The organism is Streptomyces sp. NBC_00005, assembly GCF_045160215.1.
In the GTDB taxonomy this organism is placed as follows: Bacteria; Actinomycetota; Actinomycetes; order Streptomycetales; family Streptomycetaceae; genus Streptomyces.
On sequence record NZ_CP108316.1, the window covers coordinates 5,258,343 to 5,280,253 of the forward strand.

The following is a 21,911-nucleotide window of genomic DNA, read 5'->3' on the forward strand; positions in this document are numbered from 1 at the left end:
CGCTTCGAGCCGCTCGCGCCGCGAGGGTGCCGAACTCCCAGCCTGCGCACACGACTTCAAGCCCCATGCGGCCGATGTTCAGGTTCAGCTGATCCTTGACGGCTGTGTGTTGGCTTGTGTTTGTCGGTCCGAGGTTCTGCGGTTGTTCGTGGTGGAGAAACGGACGGGGACTCGTACAACAACCGCCCATCGCTGGCACTCAGTTGACTCGATGCCAAGCTGGAACAGGAGTCAGCTCGTGCGGCGAGGCTGGGATTGGACCTCGCCTACCTCAACTCCACCTCAGAAGATCACCGGAATCTTCGCTACCGCCATGCCCCTGACATACGGTCAACCTGTCCGACTGCCGAGAGGGCAGTCTCCACCGGATAGGTGTCTTGTGGAGATATCTGCACGTCACACCGCCTTCCTCTCCTCGGCCACACTCCTGCTCTGCGCGGCGCTGACTGGTCCCGCGCTGGCTGCGGATGAGGCTCCGACCGCCTCTGTGTCTGCCCCAGCCGAGGACTCCGTCATCAATACCGCTCCGCCGGAGGAGCCCGAGGAAGCTGTCACCGAAGTTCCCGACGACGCGGTGAATGTGGAACCCACGTACACAGGCAAGCCGGCCCCGGGCAGCACGCCCGACGCCCGGGACTGCGGCCAGACCCAGTTCGTGTACAAGCCCACCAAGCAAGGCAGGCAGTACCACAAGGGTGTCGGTCCCACGAACGCGAACTACAACGGCACTTCCCGAACGGCCAAGTCGACCTTCACGTCAGAGGTGACGGGCGAAATCGGTGTCGCCGTGAGCGGCGACCTGCAGACCTCGGTCAACACCATGCTCATCAAGATCAAGGAAAAGTTCACCGTCACGGTGTCGGCGAAGCTCACCGCGAAACTTGGCAACACGATCAGTGTGGATACACCGTCCCGCAAGACCACGCACGCCAGATACGGAGTCTGGCGGCTCAAGCACACGGGGGTGGGCTACGTCATCCACACCAACTGCACCGTGTCTCCGGAGAAGACCGTGGTCAGCTACTCTCCCTACCGGGTGGGCTGGTATCTGTGGGAAAACTGAGGGTACTCACGGCGACCGGAGGAATGGCAACGCTTGTTGCGCTGGTCGGCTGCACGAGCGGGCAGAACCACACCGAGCCCGCTCCTCACACCTCCCCGACCCGTTCCGCGGCCTCTCCGACAAGTTCGCCCGGGTCAGACCGCGGTGAGCACGTTGCCGGGGAAACCGTGACCAAAGCGCCGGTCCTTCCGGACGGCAAGGTCGTCGCACAAGCCGCGAACGCAAGTGGCAACCGTGAGATGGAAATCCAAGGCGGCATCACAGCCGGGTCCCTGTCGGTCCTCGTCAACTGCCAGGGCAAGGGGACACTGACCGTCTCCGTCGAAGCGGTCGGGCTGAGCTTTCCCCTCGAATGCGTGGACGGAGAGGTCAGCAGCACCTTCAATCAGTTGGACCTGAAGCGCTCTCGGGAACACGGCACCGTGAACGTGACCGCCCCATCCCACGTCCGCTGGGCGCTCACCGTCGGGCGTTAGACGAGGGGAAGCCCGGCCGCGGAAGAACTGCCGGGCTTCCCTGCGCGGGTCGCTGATGCACCAGGCGCGCCACGCGGCCATGACCGCGTGATACCGCTGCTCAACCACTCTCAACTCCACCAGCACGGACTCAGCCCTCCCACGCCGATCAGACGCGCACAGCCAAGCCGAGGCCAACGGTGTCAAGCATCAAGGCACCCGGCTGCGCTCCGCTCCGCCGGGCGCGCTTCCCGGCTCTGGCTGCGCCCGCGCCCCCGCCTTCGGCCCGCTCGGCGCTGCCGCCGCCGACGCGCGCCCACTTATGGATAGGCCGGTGGCCATGAGTCGAGCGCCGCAAGGCACGGCACCGGTGAAGACATGCCTCCGGCGGGGGCGCTCAGGCTCCGAGATGGAGTGGGCGCCGTCTGCGAGTGCCGGCCTAGTAGTGGTGGGCGAAGGAAGGGGAGATCCGCGGAGGGAAGACACTGACCGTCGCAAGGTCGAGCGGGCGGTCCTCAGCCACCGCAGTCCGCGCTAGGGGCCCGTGCCACACTCAGGGGGCCCGGTTTGCGGGCGTACCTGACTCGGGAGTGCGTATGACTCCGCGCTTCAAGAGACTTGGCAACGGCCTGATGACCTGCATCGCCATGGCTTGGTTCGGCTACCAGGCCCTATATGGCGAGGGAGCGCTACGCATCGCCTCCATCGTCTTGTTGATCGTGGGCGTGGTGACGACCGCAGGTGCGGTCCTCGATCACGTCCTCCCTCGACCGAAGCGGAGCCGGGCACTCGATAAGAGGGACGCTGGTTGAACTGCTCGTCCCGCCACTTGTCCTCCAGGCCGAGTTGCTGGCGCCTGTCAAGACCTCGCAGCAACCTCGACCGTGCTGATCAAGGCATCACGGTCCCTGATCCAGGTGTAGATCTCTTCGGCGCGCACTCGCGCAGGCTGGCCGAGACGGCTAACAAGCCGGTGGCGTGCCCGTTCGATGCTGGCGAGAACACCCCTGACCGAGCTACCTGGTCAGGGGCCGTTCATCTGCGGTGGGTGTGGGATTTGAGCCCACGGTGACATCGCTGCCACGACGGTTTTCAACATTGTTCAGGAGGGTTGGCTCGCCCATGGAGACTCCGTCAACCGACGGTAGTGTGACGCCATGGATGAACCGCGGATCAAGGTGTACGGCTCAGCCACCGAAATCACCGTTGCAGCCAACGCAGCCGGGCTGCGGGACCTTGCGGAGCGGCTCATCGGCCTCGCTGATCCCGAGCTCCGAGACGGCTACCACGAACATCTTGAGGGCGGCATCAATCTTAAGGACGGATCGATCAGCCTGATCTTGGAGCGGGACGACAGGGTGTAGAGCTGCGGTACAGCAACGGAGTACAGCAACACCGTGACCGTGACCGACCGCGACTGACCCCAGACCCGCGACTGATCAGCCCGGCAGACCTCAGCGACCATCCCGCCCGTAGTTCGCATCGAGGAGGCGTGGCACGGTCCCCAGGCCGTGCCACTCTCGTGCCAGAACGGGCTGGGACTCACGGGGACTTGGGGTTCGCCGGAGTGAGCTCCGCCGGCATCCGTCCGAGGTGGGTAGTCCGCTGGTCACGCCCATGATCTCTCAACCTCGCTCCTAAAGCGGTGGTCGGATGGCGGGGTGGTGACGGTACAGCAGCGAAGTACAGCAACCGGGCCCCGTCCGGCGGCGACCTCGTACGGCCGTAGCGCGACCGGCATGCCCCTCCTCGGCCGACGAGGCCCGTGCCGACTAGTCGCCGGGCGCGGTCACGCATGAACGGTGCGCGCATCCGCCCCGCGGTAGGGCATGGATTCCCCAGTGGATCCCGAACGCCACAGCCGCCGCGGCCGCCAGGAAGACCAAGGCGTGGGCCGATCTGGCCCACCAGGCGTCCCACATTCTGACGGTCAGCGCCAGGACCACGACGACCAGGGCCCTTCTGGTGGATCTCCGTGGAAGAAGGAGCGGCGTTCGGTGCGTGCGATCGGCGTGCGGCGTGGAGGGTCATGTGGCGGAGCCACCTGGCCCTTCGCGCCGTGCGGTGAGCGTGCGTGCCGGGCGTCGCGACGCCGCGGAGATCCATCAGAAGGGCCCTAGCCCCGAGAGGATCACGGCGGCTATGGCGAGGCCTGCTATGAGCACCTGATACATGAGATGACGATGCCCACCCACGCCCGTGCCCATCCTCGATCGGGAGGCGCGGCGAGAGGCTCATCCGGGCCCTCACCCGGGCCGTCTGTGGGCCGTCCGACAGCGGCCAACACCGACAGACGACGACAGTTGCCGACCACCCTCCCCCTGCTCACCACCGGCTCCTCCAACACCTCGGCCACGGTCTACTGCTGCAAGGACACCGGTTCCGCGGCCGGATACTGCGACGACTGCACCCTGATCAAGCTCCCCTGACGCCACTCGACCCTGTGGCCCACGCCACGGTGGCAGGGTCTACGGGCGGAATCGGAACATGTTCGCCCTGCAATCGCACCCGCCTCCGAAAATGTTTCGTAACCGAGGAATTTCACCTCCTTGTCCCCGCCGTGAATTCCGTGTCAGTGTCCCGGTCCAGCAGGCAGGCCAGCTGCGGCGATGACGTCCGAAAGCTTTTCGCACCAGCCGCCCATCTGCCTGGCGCATGCAAATGGCATGCCGAGAGAAGAGAGGCAGATCATGCGCGGATTTCCGGCACCCGGAAAAGGCGGTGCGAGCATTCCGGGAGTGCGACGCGGGATCGGTGTCGCGATCGTCGTCGCGGCGGCCATGTCCCTTGCCGCGTGCGGAACTTCGGGGCCGGCGGGCTCGTCCTCGGGTTCGTCGTCGAAGGGCCTGACCATGTGGGCGCTCAACGACCAGACGATCCTCAAGGCGTCCGTGGACGCCTACAACAAGGACCACCCGAACCAGAAGATCACCCTGCGGCTGTTCGCCAACGACGACTACAAGCAGAAGCTGCGGGTGGCCTTCGGCGCGAACCAGGCCCCGGACCTCTTCTTCAACTGGGGCGGCGGCGCGCTGGACGACTACGTCAAGGCGGACAAGGTGGCCGCCGTCACCGACGCCCAGGTGGACCTGCTGCGGTTCACGCCCAGCGTGCTGAAGAGCGCCACCTTCGACGGCGAGGTCTACGGCGTCCCGGCGAACGGTCTCGCTCCCGTCGTCCTCTACTACAACAAGAAGGTCCTGAAGGACGCGGGCGTCGAGCCGCCGAAGACGTACGACGACCTGCTGGCGGCGGTGAAGAAGCTGAAGGGCGACGGCGTCACCCCGATATCCCTCGCCGCGAACTCGAAGTGGCCGACGCTGATGTACCTGGAGTACCTGCTGGACCGCGAGGGCGGGTCCGAAGCGTTCGACCCCATCGCCTCCGGTGATACCGCCGCGTGGAAGAAGCCGGCGGTCACCGCGGCCAACACCCGCCTGCAGGAGCTCGCCAAGGCCGGTGCCTTCGGCAACAACGCCTCCTCCGTGAACTACGACCAGGGGGCCTCCACCGCGCTGCTCTACACCGGCAAGGCCGGCATGGAGCTGATGGGCACCTGGGAGTACGCCAACCTGGTCAAGGCCGCGCCGGACTTCGTGAAGAAGGACCTCGGCTACGTCGCTTTCCCGTCCCTCTCCGGCGGCAAGGGCGACCCGAAGGACATCGTCGGCAACCCGTCCAACTTCCTGTCGCTGAACACGGCGAGCAAGAACAAGTCCGCGGCGCTGACGTACCTGAAGAACTACGTCATGAACGGCGACCAGGTCGACGCCTACCTCGCGGCCGGCAGCGTGCCGCCGGTCAACGGGCTCGACTCGAAGCTGGCGGCTGTGAAGTCGGACGACAAGGCGTGGCTGACCTTCGTCTACAAGCTGGTGCAGGACTCCCCGAACTTCCAGCTCTCCTGGGACCAGGCCCTGCCCTCCGACCAGGCCGACCCGCTGCTGACGAACGTGGACAAGTCGTTCCTGCGGCAGATCGGGCCGGAGGAGTTCGGTACGAACATGAGCAAGGCGGCGCAGTAATGGCCACCGTGGTCCGTACGTCGCGTCCGGTCGCGTCCCACAGGGCGCGGCCGGGCACGGCCCGTGGCGGGCGGCGCCGTCGCTTCAGCGGCCTGTTGATGGCCGCGCCCGCCCTGCTTCTGTTCGGGCTGTTCGGCCTGGTCCCGCTGTTCGGCGTGCTGGTGCTCAGCCTCGCCCGCTGGGACGGCCTGGGTTCCGTCGGCTGGGCCGGCCTCGCCAACTGGTCCGGGGTTCTGGGCGACGGCGCCACCTGGCAGGCGCTGTGGCTCACCCTCAAGGTGATGGTGGTGAGCTGGCTGGTGCAGACGCCGCTCGCCCTGGCACTCGGCGTCTTCCAGGCTCCCCGGGGACGGCTGCGCGCGCTCTTCGCCGTGCTGTGGTTCCTGCCCCTGCTGCTGTCCGCCGTGGCCATCGGTCTGACCTGGCAGGCGCTGCTCGACCCGTCCTTCGGTATCGGCGCCACGCCCGGCCTGCACTGGCTGGCCCAGCCCCTGCTGGGCTCGCCCGACCTCGCCCTCTACACGGTCATCTTCGTGATCGCCTGGCAGTTCACGCCGTTCCACGCGCTGCTCTACCAGGCCGGGCTCCGGCAGATCCCGGTCTCCCTGTACGAGGCCGCCGCGATCGACGGCGCGGGGCCCGTGACCCGTTTCCTCCGCATCACCCTTCCGCAGTTGAAGTACACCTTCGTCACGTCGAGCACGCTGATGCTGGTCGGCTCGCTGACCTACTTCGACCTGATCTTCGTCCTGTCCGGAGGCACCGGCGGCCCCGGCACCGCGACCCGCGTGCTGCCGCTGGCCATGTACATCACGGGCTTCCAGGCCCACGACATGGGCCGGGCCAGCGCGATCGCCACCCTCCTGGTGGTCTTCGGTCTCGCGCTGTCGCTGCTCACCACCCGTCTGTCCGGCTTCACGCGGATGGACAGCCAGCAGGAGGGCCTGTGAGCACCGCCGTCACCACCCTGCGCCGCACCGTCACCGGCGGTGCCACGCTGGTGTGGACCGCGCTCGTCGTCGTACCCGTCTACTGGCTGGTCGTGACGAGTCTGCGCGGCAGTACCGACTTCACGACCGCGAGTCCGCTGGCGCCTCCCGCACACCCGACACTGGACAACTACCGGACCGTCCTCGACGGCGGCTTCACGACCTACCTGCTCAACAGCGTGGTGGTCACGGTGGCGGCGGTCGCGATCACCGTGGTCGTCGCGCTGATGGCGGCCTTCTCCATCGTCCGTTACACCAATCCCTGGTCCCGGCTGTCCTTCCGCCTCTATCTCCTGGGCCTGGCGATCCCCCTCCAGGCGGTGATCATCCCGGTGTACCTGCTGATCATCCGCATGCACATGTACGACAGCCTGCTCGCGATCGTGCTGCCCTCGGCGGCGTTCGCGCTGCCGGTGACGGTGATGATCCTGGTCAGCTTCCTGCGGGACGTGCCGCGTTCGCTGTTCGAGGCGATGGTCGTGGACGGCGCCGGCGACTGGCGGATGCTGTTCTCGCTCGCCGCGCCGATGGCCCGGCCCGCGCTGGTGACGGTCGCGGTGTACGACGGCCTCCAGGTCTGGAACGGCTTCCTCTTCCCGCTGATCCTCACCCAGAGCGGCGACAAGGCCGTCCTGCCGCTCGCCCTGACCCTCTTCCGGGGTCAGTTCGGCATCAACGTGCCCGCGACCATGGCCGCGGTCGTCCTCTCCACCCTTCCCATGCTGGTCGTGTTCGTCCTCGCCAGGCGGCAGCTGGTCGCCGGACTGACCGCCGGATTCTCCAAGTAGCCAACGCCTGGAGGGAGTCGGCCGGGGTGACAGAGCCGCCGGCCGCCCTCGGCATGCCCGCGCAACACACACCCCCCGAGGAGTCGTGCATGACGACCACCACGCCCGACCACGCCGATCTCTCCCCGGCGGACGACGACCGCCCCTGGGCCGACCCCGCCCGCCCGGTCGACGAACGCGTCGAGGCGCTGCTGGCGAGGCTCACCCTGGAGGAGAAGGTCGCCCAGCTCAGCAGCACCTGGGAGGACGTCGAACCGGCCGGCCCCGAAGTCGCCCCCGGAACCAGCCTGTTCGGGCGCGTCGGTGACCTCGACGAGACCGCCCGGCACGGCCTCGGCCAGCTCACCCGCCCCTACGGCACCGTCCCCCGCCCCGCCCTGGAACATGCCCGCCTGCTGGCAGCACGCCAGCGCCAGATCATGGCGCAGAGCCGCCTGGGCATCCCGGCGATGGCCCACGACGAGTGCCTGACCGGCTTCACCGCCTACGGCGCCACCATCTACCCCACATCCCTGGCCATGGCTGCCACCTTCGACCCCGACCTGATCCGCCGGGTCGGCGCGGCCATCGGCGCCGACATGGCCGCCGGAGGCGTCCACCAGGGCCTCGCCCCGGTCGTCGACGTCATCCGCGACTACAGGTGGGGCCGTTGCGAGGAGACCTACGGCGAAGACCCGTACCTGGTCGGCGAGATGGGCGAGGCGTACGTCCTCGGGCTGCAGGGCGCCGGGGTGTACGCCACCCTCAAGCACTTCGCCGGCTACTCCTCCTCCATGGGCGGCCGCAACCACGCCCCGGTCGGCATCGGCCATCGCGAGCTCGCCGACGTCATCCTGCCGCCCTTCGAGCGGGCCGTCGCCGCCGGAGTGGGCTCGGTCATGAACTCGTACGCCGAGATCGACGGCGAGGCCCCCGCCGCGAGCCGCAGGCTGCTGACCGGCGTGCTGCGCGAGCAGTGGGGTTTCCAGGGCACCGTCGTCTCCGACTACTGGTCGCTGCCGTTCCTGGTGAACGCGCACCGGGTGGCCGCCGATCTGCCGGGCGCCGGGGCGCTGGCACTTCGGGCCGGCCTGGACGTCGAACTGCCGGACCAGCGCGGTTTCGGCGCCGTACTCGTCGACGCCGTCCGCGAAGGAGCGGCCGAGGAGGCCGACGTCGACCGGGCTGTGCGGCGGGTGCTGCGGCAGAAGGTCGCCCTCGGTCTCCTCGACCCCGACTGGGACCCGGAGCCGCCCGCCCTGCGCGAGGGCCGACTCGACCTGGACAAGCCTCAGAACCGACAACTCGCGTACGCCGTGGCCCAGTCCGGTGCCGTGCTGCTGCACAACGCCGGGGGCCTTCCGCTGCCCTCCGCCGGCCGGATCGCGCTGATCGGCCCGTGCGCCGACGACGTGCGCACGATGTTCGGCTGCTACAGCTTCCCCAACCACGTCCTCTCCGACCGCGACGACCTCGGCAACGGCGTGGAGGCGGTGTCGCTGCGTGCGGCGCTCGCCGCCGAACTCCCGGGTGTGGAATGGCTGTTCGCGCAGGGGTGCCCGATACGGGACGCGGAGCGGGGCGGCATTGCGGCCGCGGTGGAGGCGAGTTCCGCGGCCGACCTCACCGTCCTGGTCGTCGGCGACAAGCCCGGCATGTTCGGCATCGGTACCTCGGGCGAGGGCTGCGACGTCGAGGACCTGCGGCTGCCGGGCGTACAGGAGGAGCTGGTCGAGGCGGTCCTCGCGACGGGCGGACCCGTCGTCCTCGTCGTCGTCAGCGGGCGCCCGTACGCCGTGGGGCGGTTCGCGGCGGGTACGGCGGCCATGGTGCAGGTCTTCCTGCCCGGCGAGGAAGGGGGCCGAGCGGTCGCCGAACTCCTCTCCGGCCGTGCGAACTTCAGCGGCAGGCTGCCGGTGCAGATCCCCCACTCGCCCGCCGGACAGCCGTACACCTATCTCCATCCGCCACTGGGCGACCGGCAGAGCTGGCTGTCCAACCTGGACCCGACCCCCGCGTTCCCCTTCGGGCACGGCCTGTCCTACACCGGGTTCGAGATCCACGGACTGGTGACGGACCGGCAACTCGTGCCCACGGACGGCGACTTCAAGGTCTCCGTGCAGGTGCGGAACACCGGAGCCGTCCCCGGCGCCGAGACCGTCCAGCTGTACTTCACCGACCCGGTCGCCCAGGTCACCCGGCCGGTCCGGGCGCTGCTGGCCTTCGCCAAGGTGCCGTTGGAGCCGGGGGAGGAGGCGACCGTCCATTTCGACGTCCACACCGACCGCCTGGCCTTCACCGGCCTCGACGGCCGACGCATCGTCGAGCCGGGCGAGATCCTGCTCCGCGCCGGGTCCTCCAGCGGGGACACCCCGAACGAGGTGGGCGTTCAGCTCGTCGGTGAGCAGCGGGACGCGAGCGTCGTACGGCGGCACGGGGTGCCGTCGGTGGTCGAGCGGGACTGAGGAAAGGAACGGGCACGCCGCCGGTGCGGGCGGTCTCTCCACGGGACCGCCCGCCCCTTCATGCGCCAGGTGGGGCAGCCGTGGAGGCCCGGAGGATCAGCTCCGTGGCCAGTTCGATGCGCGGGGAGGCGGGCGGGCGGCCCTCGGCCACGGACAACAGCACCCTGGTGGCCTCGCGACCCAGTTCCTCGAACGGCTGGCGCACCGCGCTGAGCGGCGGGGACGCCATTGCCGCCACCAGAGTGTCGTCGAACGACATCACGGCCAGTTCGTCGGGCACCCGCAGCTCAAGTTGCCGAGCCGCTTCCAGCACACCGAGCGCCTGCGCGTCACTGGCCGCGAAGACAGCCGTGGGCGGCCGCTCACCGCGCAGGATCCTGAGACCGGCCGTGAGCGCCTCGTCGTAGTCGAAGTCGGTCGACCCCACGATCGCCGGGTCGTAGCCGATGCCCGCCTCCTCCAGCGCCGCCCGGTAGCCGTGCAGCCGAGCCGCCCCCGCCAGCGAGTGCGAACGCCCCGCGACCATGGCGATCCGGGTGTGGCCCAGGCCGAGGAGGTGCTGCACCGCCTCCCTGGCCCCGCTCCAGTTCGTCACCCCGATGCTCGGGATGTCGGCCGACGGCGCACTCAGCGGGTCCACCAGCACCACCGGCAACCGCTGCTCGACGATCCGCCGCTGGTCCTCCTCGGACAGCATCGAGATCACGATGACCAGCCCGGCGGCGCCGAGCGCCACGCACTCCTCCAGCCACTGGGAGATGGACCGTCGGCTCGTGGTCCCGGTCACCACGTCGACGCCGAGCTCACCGGCCGCGTCCACGATCCCGCGGACGACCTCCAGGGTGTACGGGCCCGACAGGTCGCGGAAGACGGCGATGATCTGCCGGGGCGCGGCGGACTCCCGGTCCCAGGAGCGCACGTACCCGTACTGCTCCAGCAGTTCCTCGACCCGGGACCGGGTCTTGGCGCCCACGTCACGGCGCCGGTGCACCACTTTGGACACGGTGCTGAGCGACACCCCCGCCTCCTGGGCGATGCTCGTCAGCAGGCCGTACTGCGCGTCCAGCTGCCCCTTGTCCTGAACGGTCACTGTCCTCGTTCTCCCGTTGGCAACGTGGCGCCATGCAACAGCAGCGGGCGCCGGCAGACAAGGCTCCGGCGCCCGCCGGCGCGACTACGGGACTCTGCTCCACTGCTGGGTGGCGTTGCCCAGGCCGGTCCACAGCTGGACCTTCGAACCGTTGGCGGTGCCCCAGCCGGTCACGTCGATGACCAGACCGTTGGAGCGGTTGACGATGGTGCCGTCGACCCGGAAGGACCACTGCTGGCTGGTCTTTCCGTTGCAGGCCCAGAGGATCAGCTTGGTGCCCGCAGTGGTGCCGTCGGCGTTCGCGGCCAGGCACTTGCCGGAGATCCGCAGTTCGCCCGCGCTGGTCCGGGTGATGGTCTGGTTGGCGTTGCCCGAGCAGTCGTAGATCTGGACCTGGACGCCGGTCTGGCCGTTCGGGACGTCGAGGCAGCGGCCGGAGTGGCTGCCCTTCAGCGTGAACGTCGAGTCAGTGGGCAGCGGGTCCTGGACCAGTTGCCAGTCCTGCGAGCCGTCGTCGGCCGACGCGGCCAGGGTGACGGAGCCGCCCGCGGTCGCGCCCGTCATGTAGAGGCTCGTGTTCCGGACCGAGCGGAGCTTGTAGTACCCGCTGGTGGAGGAGGCGACCAGCGTCCACCGCTTGTCGGTGGCGTCGTCGTCCACCCACTGGGCCAGCTTCTGCCCGGCCGTCGCGCTGCCGGTCCAGATGGCGGCCGCGCGGCCGCCGGCCTTGTTCAGCAGGGTGATGTCGGAGCCCTTGGCCTGGGTGTGCCAGCGCTGGGTGTCGTCCGAGGAGCTCACGGCGCTCGTGACCAGGTCGGCGGTATTGCCGGTGAGGTTCGCGTCCTGCGTCTTGCCGGCGGCGGGGGCGAGGGCCTGACCGGTCAGGCGGTTGACGAGGGTGTAGTAGGCGCCGTCGGACCGGCCGAGGTCGACCTCGGCGTACTTGACCGGCCCGACGCTCGTGCCGCTCCAGGACGCCTGCAGGATCAGCACGCGTCCGGTTCCGTCGACGTACTGGAGATGGCGGCTGTACCCGGCGGCGATCGGCGTCTGGTACTGCTTCCAGGTGCCGGTGCTCAACCCGGACTCGTTCACCCACACACTGCCGCTGCCGGCCGCGTTGTACGCGATCCGTCCGTCGGGCATCGGAAGGAGGACCGGGCTGCCGCCCGTGGACAGCGTGCTGCCGCCCGACGGCACGGGCAGCGAGGTGATCGCCGCGTCCGTGCCCGAGAAGAACTTCGTCGGGTCGTCCGCGATCCGGTACCGGACGTTCGTACCGCCGCCCCAGTACTCGTACGTCATGATCCACTTGCCGTCGGTGGTCGGCGTGACCGTGGTCATGCCGGGGCGTCCGCCGCCGATCTCCGTCTTGCCGCTGCCCATGTTCACCGTCGAGCCGGGAACGTCGACGACCGGGCTGCTCCAGGCGGAGGCGCTGGTGCCGGCCCAGGTCCGGTGCATCAGGACCTGGCCGCCGGAGTCCGTCGCCGTGGCGTTGTCGGGGTCGAGGGTCGGGGCGCCGGTGCCGGTGTCGTAGCCCGTGTAGTCGCTCTCGTCGGAGTAGTAGGCGATCAACTGCCCGTTGTGGGCGAGCAGATGCGGCTCCCAGACCGGGTCGACCTGCTTGTACGTGTTGGCGGTCGAGGTGCGGCCGACGCTGCCCGCGCTACCGCCCTGCCAGCCACCGGCGGCGATGATGTTCTGGAAACTCCAGGTCGCCCCGTCATCGGTGCTGGAGTACAGGGCCAGCGCCACGTCCCCCCGGTCACCGTCGCTGGTCGGCGTCCAGCTGGAGTTCGCCGCCTTCTGCTCCTTGTAGTAGTAGTCGTCCCCCGAGACGATGCTCGCGAGCAGTAGCGTGCCGGCGCTCAGGTTGCCCACGTTCTGCGGGAGAACGTAGAGATACGGGTTCGTCCAGTTGCTCGTGTACTTCGCGTACGCGGAGTCGCCGGACAGGTATGCGGGGGCTTTGACATCGGCCAGCTTCGCCCAGGTCGTGCCGTCGTCGTCGCTCTTGTAGAGGGGCATCGTCTGCCCCACCGGAGTGGTCTCGCTGTCCTCGAACGTCGCCACGATCCGGCCGCTCGCCAACTGGGCCGACTTCGGATAGAGCACGCAGGGACTCTTGTTGCACGCGGCCGAATTCGTCGCCGTATAAAGGCTCGCGGGACTCGGCTGATAAGCCGACGCAGTTCCCGCGGAGGCGATGGTGAATGCCATACCGATGCCCGCGGCCGCTGCCGCCGCGAGCACCTTCCGTATCAATGAACGAATCAACGCGGTTCCTTTGGGGGCCTGAGCGGTTCCTCTGGCAGAAATTGCCGGACGAAAGGTGAGGTCAGTATTGGGAAGCGGCAGCGGCGTGTCACGGGCACGTTTCCGAAAGTGTTTCGCACACAGGCGGTGACCGGATATTGCGCACTACACGGTGGCCATGCCGCCTCGGCCGATCCGGTCGAGGCGGCATCGGGGCCTCGACACAGTGAAGGTCGAGGTGTCGTACGACGACGGCGCGACGTGGACAAGTGTCCCCGCGAAGGTCCGAGGCACCACTGGGCAGGCCGTCCTGACCCACCCCGCGGCCTCCTCCGGCAGCGGCTGGGTGTCGCTGCGCGCGAGCGGTGACGACCACTCCGGGAACACCTTCAGCCAGACGGTGATCCGGGCCTACCGCATCGGCTGACGGCCGGGTGGGGGGCACAGCGTCCCACCCGGTCCTGGAACACGGCCGACCTCCCGCAGAGGGTGTGACCGGTGTGAGTGGCGGGTCACTCCAGCGGCAGCCGCAACTCTGTCTCCGCGCCCCCGTCCGGATGGTTACGGAAGGTCAGGCGGGCGCCGAGCAGGCGGGCCTGGCCGGTCGCGATGGTCAGGCCCAGGCCGGTGCCGCCGGTCGAGGAGCCCGTGCGGAAGCGCTGGGGGCCCGAGGTGTGCAGCACGGCGAGCAGATCGGGCGGGAAACCGGGGCCGTGGTCGCGTACCCGGACGACCGGGCCGTCGACCTCCACCTCCACGGGCGGGGCGCCGTGCCGCAGGGTGTTGGCGGCCAGGTTGGCCAGGATGCGTTCGACGCGACGCGGGTCGGTCGCCACGACCGCGTCCGCCGTGACCCGTACGCACACGTCGTCGAGTCCGGCGACCGCACGCCTGGCCATGGCGCTCACCTCGCGCTGCTCGGTGTCCACCGTCGCCGTCCGGGAGTCCAGCCGGGCCACCTCCAGGACGTCCTCGACCAGCCCGCGCAGCTTCTGCATGCCGCTCGCCACCAGCTCCGATGCCCGGCCGGGCGGCAGCAGGCCGACCGCGGTCGACATGCCCGCGACCGGCGTGCGCAGCTCGTGCGCGATGTCGGCGGTCACCCGGCGCTCCGCTTCCAGGCGGGCACCGAGTGCGTCCGCCATGGCGTTGACGGAGGCGGCGAGCCGGGCGATCTCGTCCCGTCCGTGGGGGCGGACCCGGGCGTCGAGGTCGCCGTCGGCGATGCGTTCCGCCGTACGCGCGGCGGCCGTTGCCCGGCGGCCCATCCGCACGCCCAGCACCAGTCCCGTCAGGGAGACCAGCACGGTGGCGGTCGCGCCCGTGGCCAGCAGCGTCCGGTCGAGCGCGGCCAGGGACCGCTCCTCGGGGTCGTACGGACGGGAAAGGGCGAGCACCTTCCGGTCCGAGACCCGGGTCGCCGCCCACAGCACCGGATGCGCACCGTCGTGCTCCAGGTAGGTCACGCGGACGTCGCGGCGCACGGCCCGGGCCACCGGGCCGGGCAGATCAGGGGGGTCGAGGCGGGCGGGCGACTCGCGTCCGACGGCGTGGTCGTCGGCGGCGCTCAGCAGCTCCCGGTCCAGGCCGGAGCGGGCGGTGGCCAGCTGGTCGGCGGCGGTGATCCGGTGCACCAGCACACCGATCGCGCCCGCCACGCACACGGCCGCGGCGGCGACGGCCAGGGCGACCTTCGTCCCCACGTTCAGGTTCAAGGCGGGCGGCCTCACGTTCAAGGGGAGTGGCTTCACGGGCAGGGCAGGCGGTCTCACGGGCGCAGTTTGTAGCCGAAGCCGCGCACCGTCTCGATCCGCTCCCGGCCGATCTTGGTGCGCAGTCGCTGGACGTGGACGTCCACCACCCGGGTGTCACCGGACCAGGCGTAGTCCCAGACCCGCTCCAGGAGCAGATCCCGGGAGAGCACGGTCCCCGGCGCGGCGACCAACTCGCTCAGCAGTCTCAGCTCGGTCGTGGTCAGCGCGAGCGGCTTTCCGTCCCGCTCCACGACCAGGGACTCCGGGCAGAAGACCAGGTCCCCGAAGCGCAGGCGCGCCCCCTCCGTCGGCCGCTCGGCGGGTGCCACGCGGCGCAGCAGAGAGCGGATGCGGGCCACCAGGACGGGGCCGTCGAAGGGCTTGGTGACGTAGTCGTCGGCGCCCGCCTCCAGACCCATCACCACGTCCACCGGGTCGTTGCGGGCCGAGATCATCAGCACGGGCACCCTCGACTCCTCGCGGATGCGGCCGGCCAGGCTCACCCCGTTCAGGCCGGGCAGCATGATGTCGAGGACGGCCACGTCCGGGTGGCGTTCCCGGAACATGGCGAGCCCGGTCAGGCCGTCCGCCGCGGTCCGTACCTGGTAGCCGCGCTGCTCCAAGGTGAGTTGCGTGGCGTCCCGGATCAACTCATCGTCCTCGACCAGCAGAACGTCGTGCATCGCGTCCCCTCTCCGACGGTCCGCTCCCGTGCCGTGCTCTCCAGTGCCGTGCTCTCTCGTGCCGTGCTCAGGCATCCGGTACGTCCAGGTCCGTATCGTCGTTGCCTTCCGCCCAGAACGGCGCGGGGCGATGCAGCGGGACGAGGGTCTGATGGCGGTAGTACGCCACGTCACCGCGCTCGACCAGGCCGCTCAGGACGACCTTGACCCGGTAGCTCGGGGTGACGCCGCGGGGGCAGCCGGACAGACAGGTCGTGTCCGACGCCACGCCGGTGGCCCGCGCCCGGGGCGAGCCCCAGTCCCGCCACGTCAGCCGGTCCAGGCCGATGCGTTGGGTCGGGTCGATCGTCCTGGGGCGCTGCCAGGCCCGGCCGTACCAGTCCGTCATGTACGCCGGTCCCGTCCAGGGGATCTCCGTCGCCGCCCGGCCCTCGACCCGGACACCGGTGTCCGGTCCGCCGCATCCGGTCAGGCAGGCGGCCAGCACGACGGACGGCACGACGGACGGGACGAATCGACGACTTGGCACGACCAGCAGCCTGACCGGCTCTTGTAACAGCTGCCCATCGAAGCGTCATCGACATCGATACGTCGTTGCCGTACCGCTGACGATCAACTGTGCATCCGCGTTCCTACCGTCTCTCCGGTCACTGCCACCCGGCACTCCAGCACTGGGGGAACTTTGCGCAGAACAGTCAGAGCAGCATGTGCGGCCACGGTCGCGACGACAGCACTGGGGGCCCTCGCTACGGGACTGGCCGACCCGGCACAGGCGACGCCCGTGCTCACCTCCGTCAAGAGTGCCGAAACCACCGGCAAGCACACCATCACCCTCGTCACCGGTGACCGCGTCATCGTCGACGCCAAGGGCCGGGTTGTCGGCGTGGAGCGGGCCAAGGGGCGCGAGCGGGTTCCCGTGCAGATCCGCAAGGCCGACGGCCACACCCTCGTCGTGCCGACGGACGCGGCCCGGATGATCGCGAGCGGCAGGCTCGACCAGCGGCTGTTCGACATCACCGAGCTCAACAAGGCGGCCACCCGCAAGGTCCAGAAGAACGGCCTGAAGGTCATCGTCGGCTACCAGGGCACGGCGAAGACCGCGAAGTCCGACGTCCGGGACACGGGATCACTGGGTCAGGCCCTCAAGTCCCTGAACGCGGACGCACTCCAGACGCCCGACAAGGAAACGCCCGCACTGTGGGACGCCGTCACCGACGGCGACACCCTCGCCTCGGGCATCGCCCACGTCTGGCTGGACGGCGTCCGCAAGGCCAGCCTCGACAAGTCCGTGCCGCAGATCGGTGCGCCCAAGGCCTGGGCGAAGGGCTACAACGGCAAGGGCGTGAAGGTCGCCGTACTGGACACCGGTGTCGACACCGACCACCCGGACCTCAAGACCCAGGTCATCGCGTCCAAGAACTTCACCACGTCCTCGACCACCCTCGACCACTTCGGCCACGGCACGCACGTCGCGTCCATCGTGGCGGGCACCGGCGCCAAGTCCCGCGGCAAGTACAAGGGCGTCGCGCCCGGCGCGAAGATCCTCAACGGCAAGGTCCTGGACGACTCCGGTGGTGGCGACGACTCCACCATCCTCGCGGGCATGGAGTGGGCCGCCCAGCAGGGCGCCGACGTCGTCAACCTCAGTCTGGGCAGCGTCGACACCCCGGGGATCGACCCTCTTGAGGCCGAGGTCGACAAGCTCTCCGAACAGAAGGGCATCCTCTTCGCGATAGCCGCCGGCAACGAGGGCGAGGACGGCCCCCAGACCATCGACTCCCCCGGCAGCGCGGCCGACGCGCTCACTGTCGGCGCCGTCGACGGCAAGGACAGGCTCGCGAGCTTCTCCAGCACCGGCCCGACCGCCGACGGCGCCCTCAAGCCGGACGTGACCGCGCCCGGCGTGGACATCACCGCGGCCGCGGCTCCGGGCAGCGAACTCGTCAAGGAGGTCGGCGAGAAGCCGGCGGGCTACCTGACGATCTCCGGTACGTCGATGGCGACCCCGCATGTCGCGGGCGCGGCGGCGATCCTCAAGCAGGAGCACCCGGACTGGACGTACGCCGAGCTGAAGGCGGCCCTCGTGGGCTCGGCCAAGGGCGGCGACTACGCACCGCTGGAGCAGGGTTCGGGCCGCATCCAGGTCGACAAGGCCATCAGCCAGACCGTGGTCGCCGAGCCGTCCTCGGTGGACTTCCCGGCCCAGCGGTGGCCGCACACCGACGACACCCCGGTCACCAGGAAGCTGACGTACCGCAACCTCGGCACCAAGGACGTCACGCTGGCCCTGTCGGCCACGGGCAGCAACCCCAGCGGCCAGGCGGCCCCGGCGGGCTTCTTCACCCTCGGCGCGAAGACGGTCACCGTCCCGGCCGGCGGCAAGGCGTCCGTCGACGTCACCGTGAACACCAAGCTGGGTGGCAAGCGCGACGGCACGTACTCGGCGTACGTGACCGCCACGGGCGACGGCACGACCGTCCGCAGCGCGGTGGGCGTCCTGCGGGAGACGGAGATGTACGACGTCACCGTCAAGTTCATCAACCGGCCCGGACAGACCCCGACCCACTTCACCACCCTGGCCTCGACCGTTCGCGGCAGCGGCGGCTACACGAGCCAGACCACCGAGAACAGCGTCACCTTCCGCGTCCCCAAGGGCGGTTACATGCTGGACTCCTTCAGCGTGAAGGACCCCAACTCGACTGCGGGGGGCGTCGACTGGCTGGCCCAGCCCGTGCTGAACGTCACCAAGGACACGACGATCACGCTCGACCTGAACAAGACCAGGTCGGCCGACATCACCGTGCCGGACGCCCGGGCAAAGTCGCTGACCGCCATGGTGGCGTACGAGTACCGGCCCGCGAACGTGGCGTTCAGCATGGTCATGCCCTCCTTCTCCGGCATACGGCTCGCACACGTCGGCGCGGCGATGCCCTCCGGTCTCCTCCAGACCTGGTCCGGGCAGTGGAACAAGGGCACCGGCGCCGAGTACGACATCGTCGGCGGTGGCGAGGTGAAGAAGGTCTCGGGAACGCGCGTCCACCACTACAAGGCGAGTGAGTTCGCCACTATGAAGGCCGGCCTGGGCGCCTCGGCTCCCGGCAAGACGGGCATCCTCGACATGACCGTGGCCGTGAACTCGGGCTACGGCCTCCACACCCCGGTGGAGCAGAAGCTGCCCGCCACCCGCACGCTGCACCTGTCGACCGGGGAGGGGGCCGAGTGGTACCTCGACTTCGAGCAGTACTCGGGGAAGAAGGACTCCGACGGCAACCCGATCGCCGACGCGCACGCCGACACCGGTGACTACCTGAAACTCGCCGGGGGCAGGACCTACCAACAGACGTTCAACACCGGGGTGTTCGCACCGCGGGTGGTCTCCGAGGAGTTCGGTGTCTTCCACAGCACCGACGGGATCTACGGCATGCTCCCGCTCTTCGCCGACGGCAAGGGGCATGCGGCGGCATCGGATCTGACCTCGGTGCGGACGACGCTGTACCGGGGCGGCAGGAAGGTCGGCTCGAACGCCGACCCGCTCACCGGCAACAAGACCTTCAAGGTCCCGGCCGGCAACGCCGCGTACCGGCTGACCACCACGGCCAGGCGGAGCGCCAAGGTCCAGGCCGCATCCACCCGGGTCGACGCGAGCTGGACGTTCCACTCCAAGGCGCCGTCCACCGGCCTGCCGACCGAACTGCCCATCTCCACGGTCCGTTTCCAGCCGAAGACGGGGCTGGACAGCCGGGTCGCGGCCGGCCGGACGGTCACCTACCCGGTCACCGTCGAGGGTGCGGCCAAGGGCAGCAAGCTCAAGTCCCTGTCGGTGTACGTCTCGTACGACGACGGCAGGACCTGGAAGAAGACCGACGTCAGGAACGGAAGGATCACCGTCAAGAACCCGGCGAAGGGGAAGGGCATCTCCCTCCGCGCCAAGATCGTCGACAAGAAGAACAACCAGTCGACGATCTCGATCCACAACGCGTACTACGGCAAGTGAGGCCATGGTTCGCTGAAGTGGGTCGCTGAGTGGTTCGGTCTGCCGGAAGCGCGGCCTCCGGCAGACCGGCCTCTTCGACTCCGTTGGAAACCCCGGGTCAGCGGCCCGGGGTCAGCGGATTTGGCCCGGCCGCCGGCCGGTTTGCCGACGGGGGCTCGCGCACCGGGTGAAGCCCGGGCTCAGGGTGTCGGTACCCGGCTCGGGCTTCACCCCAGCGCGGACTTCACCAAGGAGGCCGCGGCCTTCATGCCGGCCTCGTTCGGGTGGTAGCTGGTCCGTCCCGAGGCCGGCTTGTACTTCTCCACCCACGGGTCGGCCGCGCAGGCGTCGTGGCCGTGGCTGGCGGTGGCGAGGCGGACCAGGGTCGCCCCGGTGTCGTTCGCCGCGGTGATGTACGCCTGCGCCAGGCGGGTGGCGACGCTTCGCTCGAACACTCGCTGGTCGGCGGTGAGCGGTACACCGGTGCAACCACCGGTGTCGGGCAGGAGGGTGGAGTAGCTCACCAGGAGGACGCGTGCCTGCGGGGCCTTGGCGTGGACTGCGTTCACGACGCTCTGGATACGCCCGCTCACCTGGCCGAGGGCGGTGTTGATCGCGGCCTGGTCCACGGTGCCGCAGTTCGTGCCGCCGCTGTTCTGGCAGGAGTACGTGACCATGCTGCCCAGGTAGTTGACGTCGTTGCCGCCGATGGTGATCGTGACCAGGTCGGTCCCGCTGTTCACGGCGTTGATCTGCGGCGGCTGCGAACCCTGGTTGGTGGTGAGGATGTTCGCCGTCGTGGCGCCGCTGCAGGTGACGTCCGTCAGCTTCGCCCCGGTGTCACGGGCCACAATGCTCGCGTAGTTGTTGCCCGATCGCGCGCACGCCGCCGCCCCGCTGCTCGACTGCACCGGCGGGATGCTCGGACCCGCCGCGAACGAACTGCCCATCGCGACGTAGTCGAGACCGGCCGCCGTGGTCGAGCCGGTACCCGCCCGAGTGGTCTTCGTGGTGACCGAGTCGGCGGTCAGGGCCACTTGGGCCTTCGACTGCCGGCGGGAGCCGTCCGCTGTGGCGCTGCCGCCGCAGGCCGTGAGGGTGAGGGCACCGACGACCAGGGCCGCACAGGCCATCAGGGCATTTCGTCGGGGTGTGTCCGTTGCCACAAGCTGCTCCTGTCTTCAGGGTTCATGGGGTGCGGTTCGCTCTGCGGTCCGCTCCGGTGCTGTCAGAGGAGAGCACGCGGTGCCGCATGTGGTTGCTGGTGAGACCGCGTGATCGCTGTCGCGTGACAGGACCAGGACATCCGGAGGGGTGGCGGTCGCCCCCTGTGACGCGTGTGCAACTCACCGTCGGTGATGGAGAGTTCAGACCGCGTGGCCGCGGTGGAGGACCCCCGCCTCCTCCGCCAGGCGGCTCGTGCTGCCCATGACGATGACCTGGAAGGCCGCGCCGAAGTAGGCGGTTACGAAGCGGGAGATCCTGCGGGTGCTGCTGCGCATGGTGGGTTGCCTTCCTTCCGGGTCCGTGAGGTGCCGTTCGTCGAACGGGCGGTCAGGTGTCACCAGTTGGTGGCGTCGTTCATCTCCTGCTGCCAGTACGTGACCTTGATCGAGTCGTCGATGTAGGCGCCCTTGGCGGGCAGCGACGGGTGGGCGGCGGCGCCGACGTTCCCGCTCATGGAGCGGCCGTGGAAGTAGACCGTCAGGGACTTCGCGGTGTAGCCGCCCTCGCCGCTGCCGTCGGTGGCGGACAGGCTGATGGCCGCGTATCCGGACTGGCCCGGCTCGAGCGTGACGACTGCCTGCGGCTGCGAGTCCTCGATGACCGGCGGCTCGGACTGGGCGTCGGTGAACTGGACGGTCGGGTAGCCGTAGAGGAAGCAGGTTTTGCTGCCGGTGTTGGTCACCGTGAGCAGCATGTGGTTCACGGGGCGGTTCAGCGGGGCCGCCACCGTCTTGGTGTTGGACCCCTCACAGGTGACCGTCCTGCCCGACGAGCCGGGCGCCTTCGACGCGGGGGCGCCGGCGGCGGGCTTCGAACCGGCGGTGGTGGACTTGCCGCCGGAGGAGCCCGTCGAACTCGAACCCGTGGAGCCCGTCGAACCCGTGGAGCCGGTCGAACCCGTGGAGTTGGCGTCCGCGCCCGACGAGGCCGCACCGGACGAAGGGCTCGTGGACGTGGTCGCCGCTGCGCCCTCGTCGTGGGCGCCCGTTCCGTCGTTGCAGGCGGTCAGAGAGAGCGCGGCGAGAACGGCGGTCACGGCGGCGGCTGCGAGACGGGTGCGGGAGGTACGGAGATCGGACATGTTGCTGTGCCCCTTCGGCGTTCGGGTGGCGGTGGTGATCGGATGACCGAAGCTTGTGAGGTGATCCGTCCCAACCGCCA

Annotated in this window: 18 protein-coding genes; 10 read left to right on the top strand and 8 right to left on the bottom strand. The window is 69.4% G+C overall.

What is annotated here, in order from left to right; translation table 11 throughout:
- The first annotated feature begins 379 nt into the window (after window positions 1–379).
- From OG303_RS24140 to OG303_RS24175, 8 genes are all read left to right on the top strand, one after another.
- The gene (locus OG303_RS24140; protein ID WP_405870807.1) at window positions 380–1,063 is read left to right on the top strand and encodes a hypothetical protein; all 684 of its coding nucleotides are present in this window, start codon (window positions 380–382) and stop codon (window positions 1,061–1,063) included.
- A 167-nt stretch (window positions 1,064–1,230) separates the two neighbouring features.
- Window positions 1,231–1,539: a hypothetical protein gene (locus OG303_RS24145; protein ID WP_405870808.1), complete on the top strand. Its 309-nt coding sequence runs from the start codon at window positions 1,231–1,233 to the stop codon at window positions 1,537–1,539.
- 1,136 nt (window positions 1,540–2,675) lie between these two features.
- On the top strand, window positions 2,676–2,882 hold the full coding sequence (locus OG303_RS24150) for a hypothetical protein (RefSeq protein ID WP_405870810.1): 207 nt from the start codon (window positions 2,676–2,678) through the stop codon (window positions 2,880–2,882).
- A 939-nt stretch (window positions 2,883–3,821) separates the two neighbouring features.
- Entirely contained in the window at window positions 3,822–3,947 is a 126-nt protein-coding gene (locus OG303_RS24155; RefSeq protein WP_405870811.1) for a hypothetical protein, read from the top strand.
- A gap of 309 nt (window positions 3,948–4,256) precedes the next feature.
- Window positions 4,257–5,543 (top strand): extracellular solute-binding protein, encoded by a 1,287-nt coding sequence (locus OG303_RS24160; protein ID WP_405870813.1) that lies wholly within the window; start codon window positions 4,257–4,259, stop codon window positions 5,541–5,543.
- Between the two features lie 98 nt (window positions 5,544–5,641).
- Entirely contained in the window at window positions 5,642–6,493 is an 852-nt protein-coding gene (locus OG303_RS24165; protein ID WP_405877448.1) for a carbohydrate ABC transporter permease, read from the top strand.
- On the top strand, window positions 6,490–7,320 hold the full coding sequence (locus tag OG303_RS24170; RefSeq protein WP_405870815.1) for a carbohydrate ABC transporter permease: 831 nt from the start codon (window positions 6,490–6,492) through the stop codon (window positions 7,318–7,320). Before OG303_RS24165 ends, OG303_RS24170 begins: the two co-directional genes overlap by 4 nt.
- 89 nt (window positions 7,321–7,409) lie before the next feature.
- Entirely contained in the window at window positions 7,410–9,764 is a 2,355-nt protein-coding gene (locus tag OG303_RS24175) for a glycoside hydrolase family 3 N-terminal domain-containing protein (protein ID WP_405870817.1), read from the top strand.
- Between the two features lie 58 nt (window positions 9,765–9,822).
- Here OG303_RS24175 and OG303_RS24180 read toward each other — a convergent pair whose 3' ends face one another.
- Both OG303_RS24180 and OG303_RS24185 read right to left on the bottom strand, forming a co-directional pair.
- Window positions 9,823–10,854 (bottom strand): LacI family DNA-binding transcriptional regulator, encoded by a 1,032-nt coding sequence (locus tag OG303_RS24180; protein WP_405870818.1) that lies wholly within the window; start codon window positions 10,852–10,854, stop codon window positions 9,823–9,825.
- Window positions 10,855–10,938: 84 nt separating this feature from the next.
- Window positions 10,939–13,077 (bottom strand): RICIN domain-containing protein, encoded by a 2,139-nt coding sequence (locus OG303_RS24185; RefSeq protein WP_405877450.1) that lies wholly within the window; start codon window positions 13,075–13,077, stop codon window positions 10,939–10,941.
- Window positions 13,078–13,291: 214 nt separating this feature from the next.
- Between OG303_RS24185 and OG303_RS24190 the strand changes: the two genes are divergently transcribed.
- A complete protein-coding gene (locus tag OG303_RS24190) occupies window positions 13,292–13,540 on the top strand; it encodes a hypothetical protein (RefSeq protein WP_405870819.1) in 249 nt (82 codons plus the stop codon).
- Window positions 13,541–13,625: 85 nt separating this feature from the next.
- Here the strand turns inward: OG303_RS24190 and OG303_RS24195 are convergent, their stop codons facing one another.
- From OG303_RS24195 to OG303_RS24205, 3 genes are all read right to left on the bottom strand, one after another.
- The gene (locus OG303_RS24195; RefSeq protein WP_405870820.1) at window positions 13,626–14,828 is read right to left on the bottom strand and encodes an ATP-binding protein; all 1,203 of its coding nucleotides are present in this window, start codon (window positions 14,826–14,828) and stop codon (window positions 13,626–13,628) included.
- Window positions 14,829–14,881: 53 nt separating this feature from the next.
- Window positions 14,882–15,550 carry a two-component system response regulator CseB gene (gene cseB / locus OG303_RS24200; protein WP_405870822.1) on the bottom strand — a complete coding sequence of 223 codons (669 nt, stop codon included), beginning with the start codon at window positions 15,548–15,550 and terminating at the stop codon, window positions 14,882–14,884.
- A gap of 67 nt (window positions 15,551–15,617) precedes the next feature.
- Window positions 15,618–16,079, bottom strand: coding sequence for a hypothetical protein (locus OG303_RS24205; protein ID WP_405870823.1), 462 nt, complete (start codon window positions 16,077–16,079; stop codon window positions 15,618–15,620).
- A gap of 153 nt (window positions 16,080–16,232) precedes the next feature.
- Between OG303_RS24205 and OG303_RS24210 the strand changes: the two genes are divergently transcribed.
- Entirely contained in the window at window positions 16,233–19,544 is a 3,312-nt protein-coding gene (locus tag OG303_RS24210; RefSeq protein ID WP_405870824.1) for a S8 family peptidase, read from the top strand.
- A 206-nt stretch (window positions 19,545–19,750) separates the two neighbouring features.
- Here OG303_RS24210 and OG303_RS24215 read toward each other — a convergent pair whose 3' ends face one another.
- The 3 genes from OG303_RS24215 to OG303_RS24225 form a co-directional block, all read right to left on the bottom strand.
- The gene (locus tag OG303_RS24215) at window positions 19,751–20,689 is read right to left on the bottom strand and encodes an SGNH/GDSL hydrolase family protein (protein ID WP_405870826.1); all 939 of its coding nucleotides are present in this window, start codon (window positions 20,687–20,689) and stop codon (window positions 19,751–19,753) included.
- A 201-nt stretch (window positions 20,690–20,890) separates the two neighbouring features.
- Window positions 20,891–21,025: a hypothetical protein gene (locus OG303_RS24220; RefSeq protein ID WP_405870828.1), complete on the bottom strand. Its 135-nt coding sequence runs from the start codon at window positions 21,023–21,025 to the stop codon at window positions 20,891–20,893.
- Between the two features lie 59 nt (window positions 21,026–21,084).
- Window positions 21,085–21,831, bottom strand: coding sequence for a DUF4232 domain-containing protein (locus OG303_RS24225; RefSeq protein ID WP_405870830.1), 747 nt, complete (start codon window positions 21,829–21,831; stop codon window positions 21,085–21,087).
- Window positions 21,832–21,911: the final 80 nt, after the last annotated feature.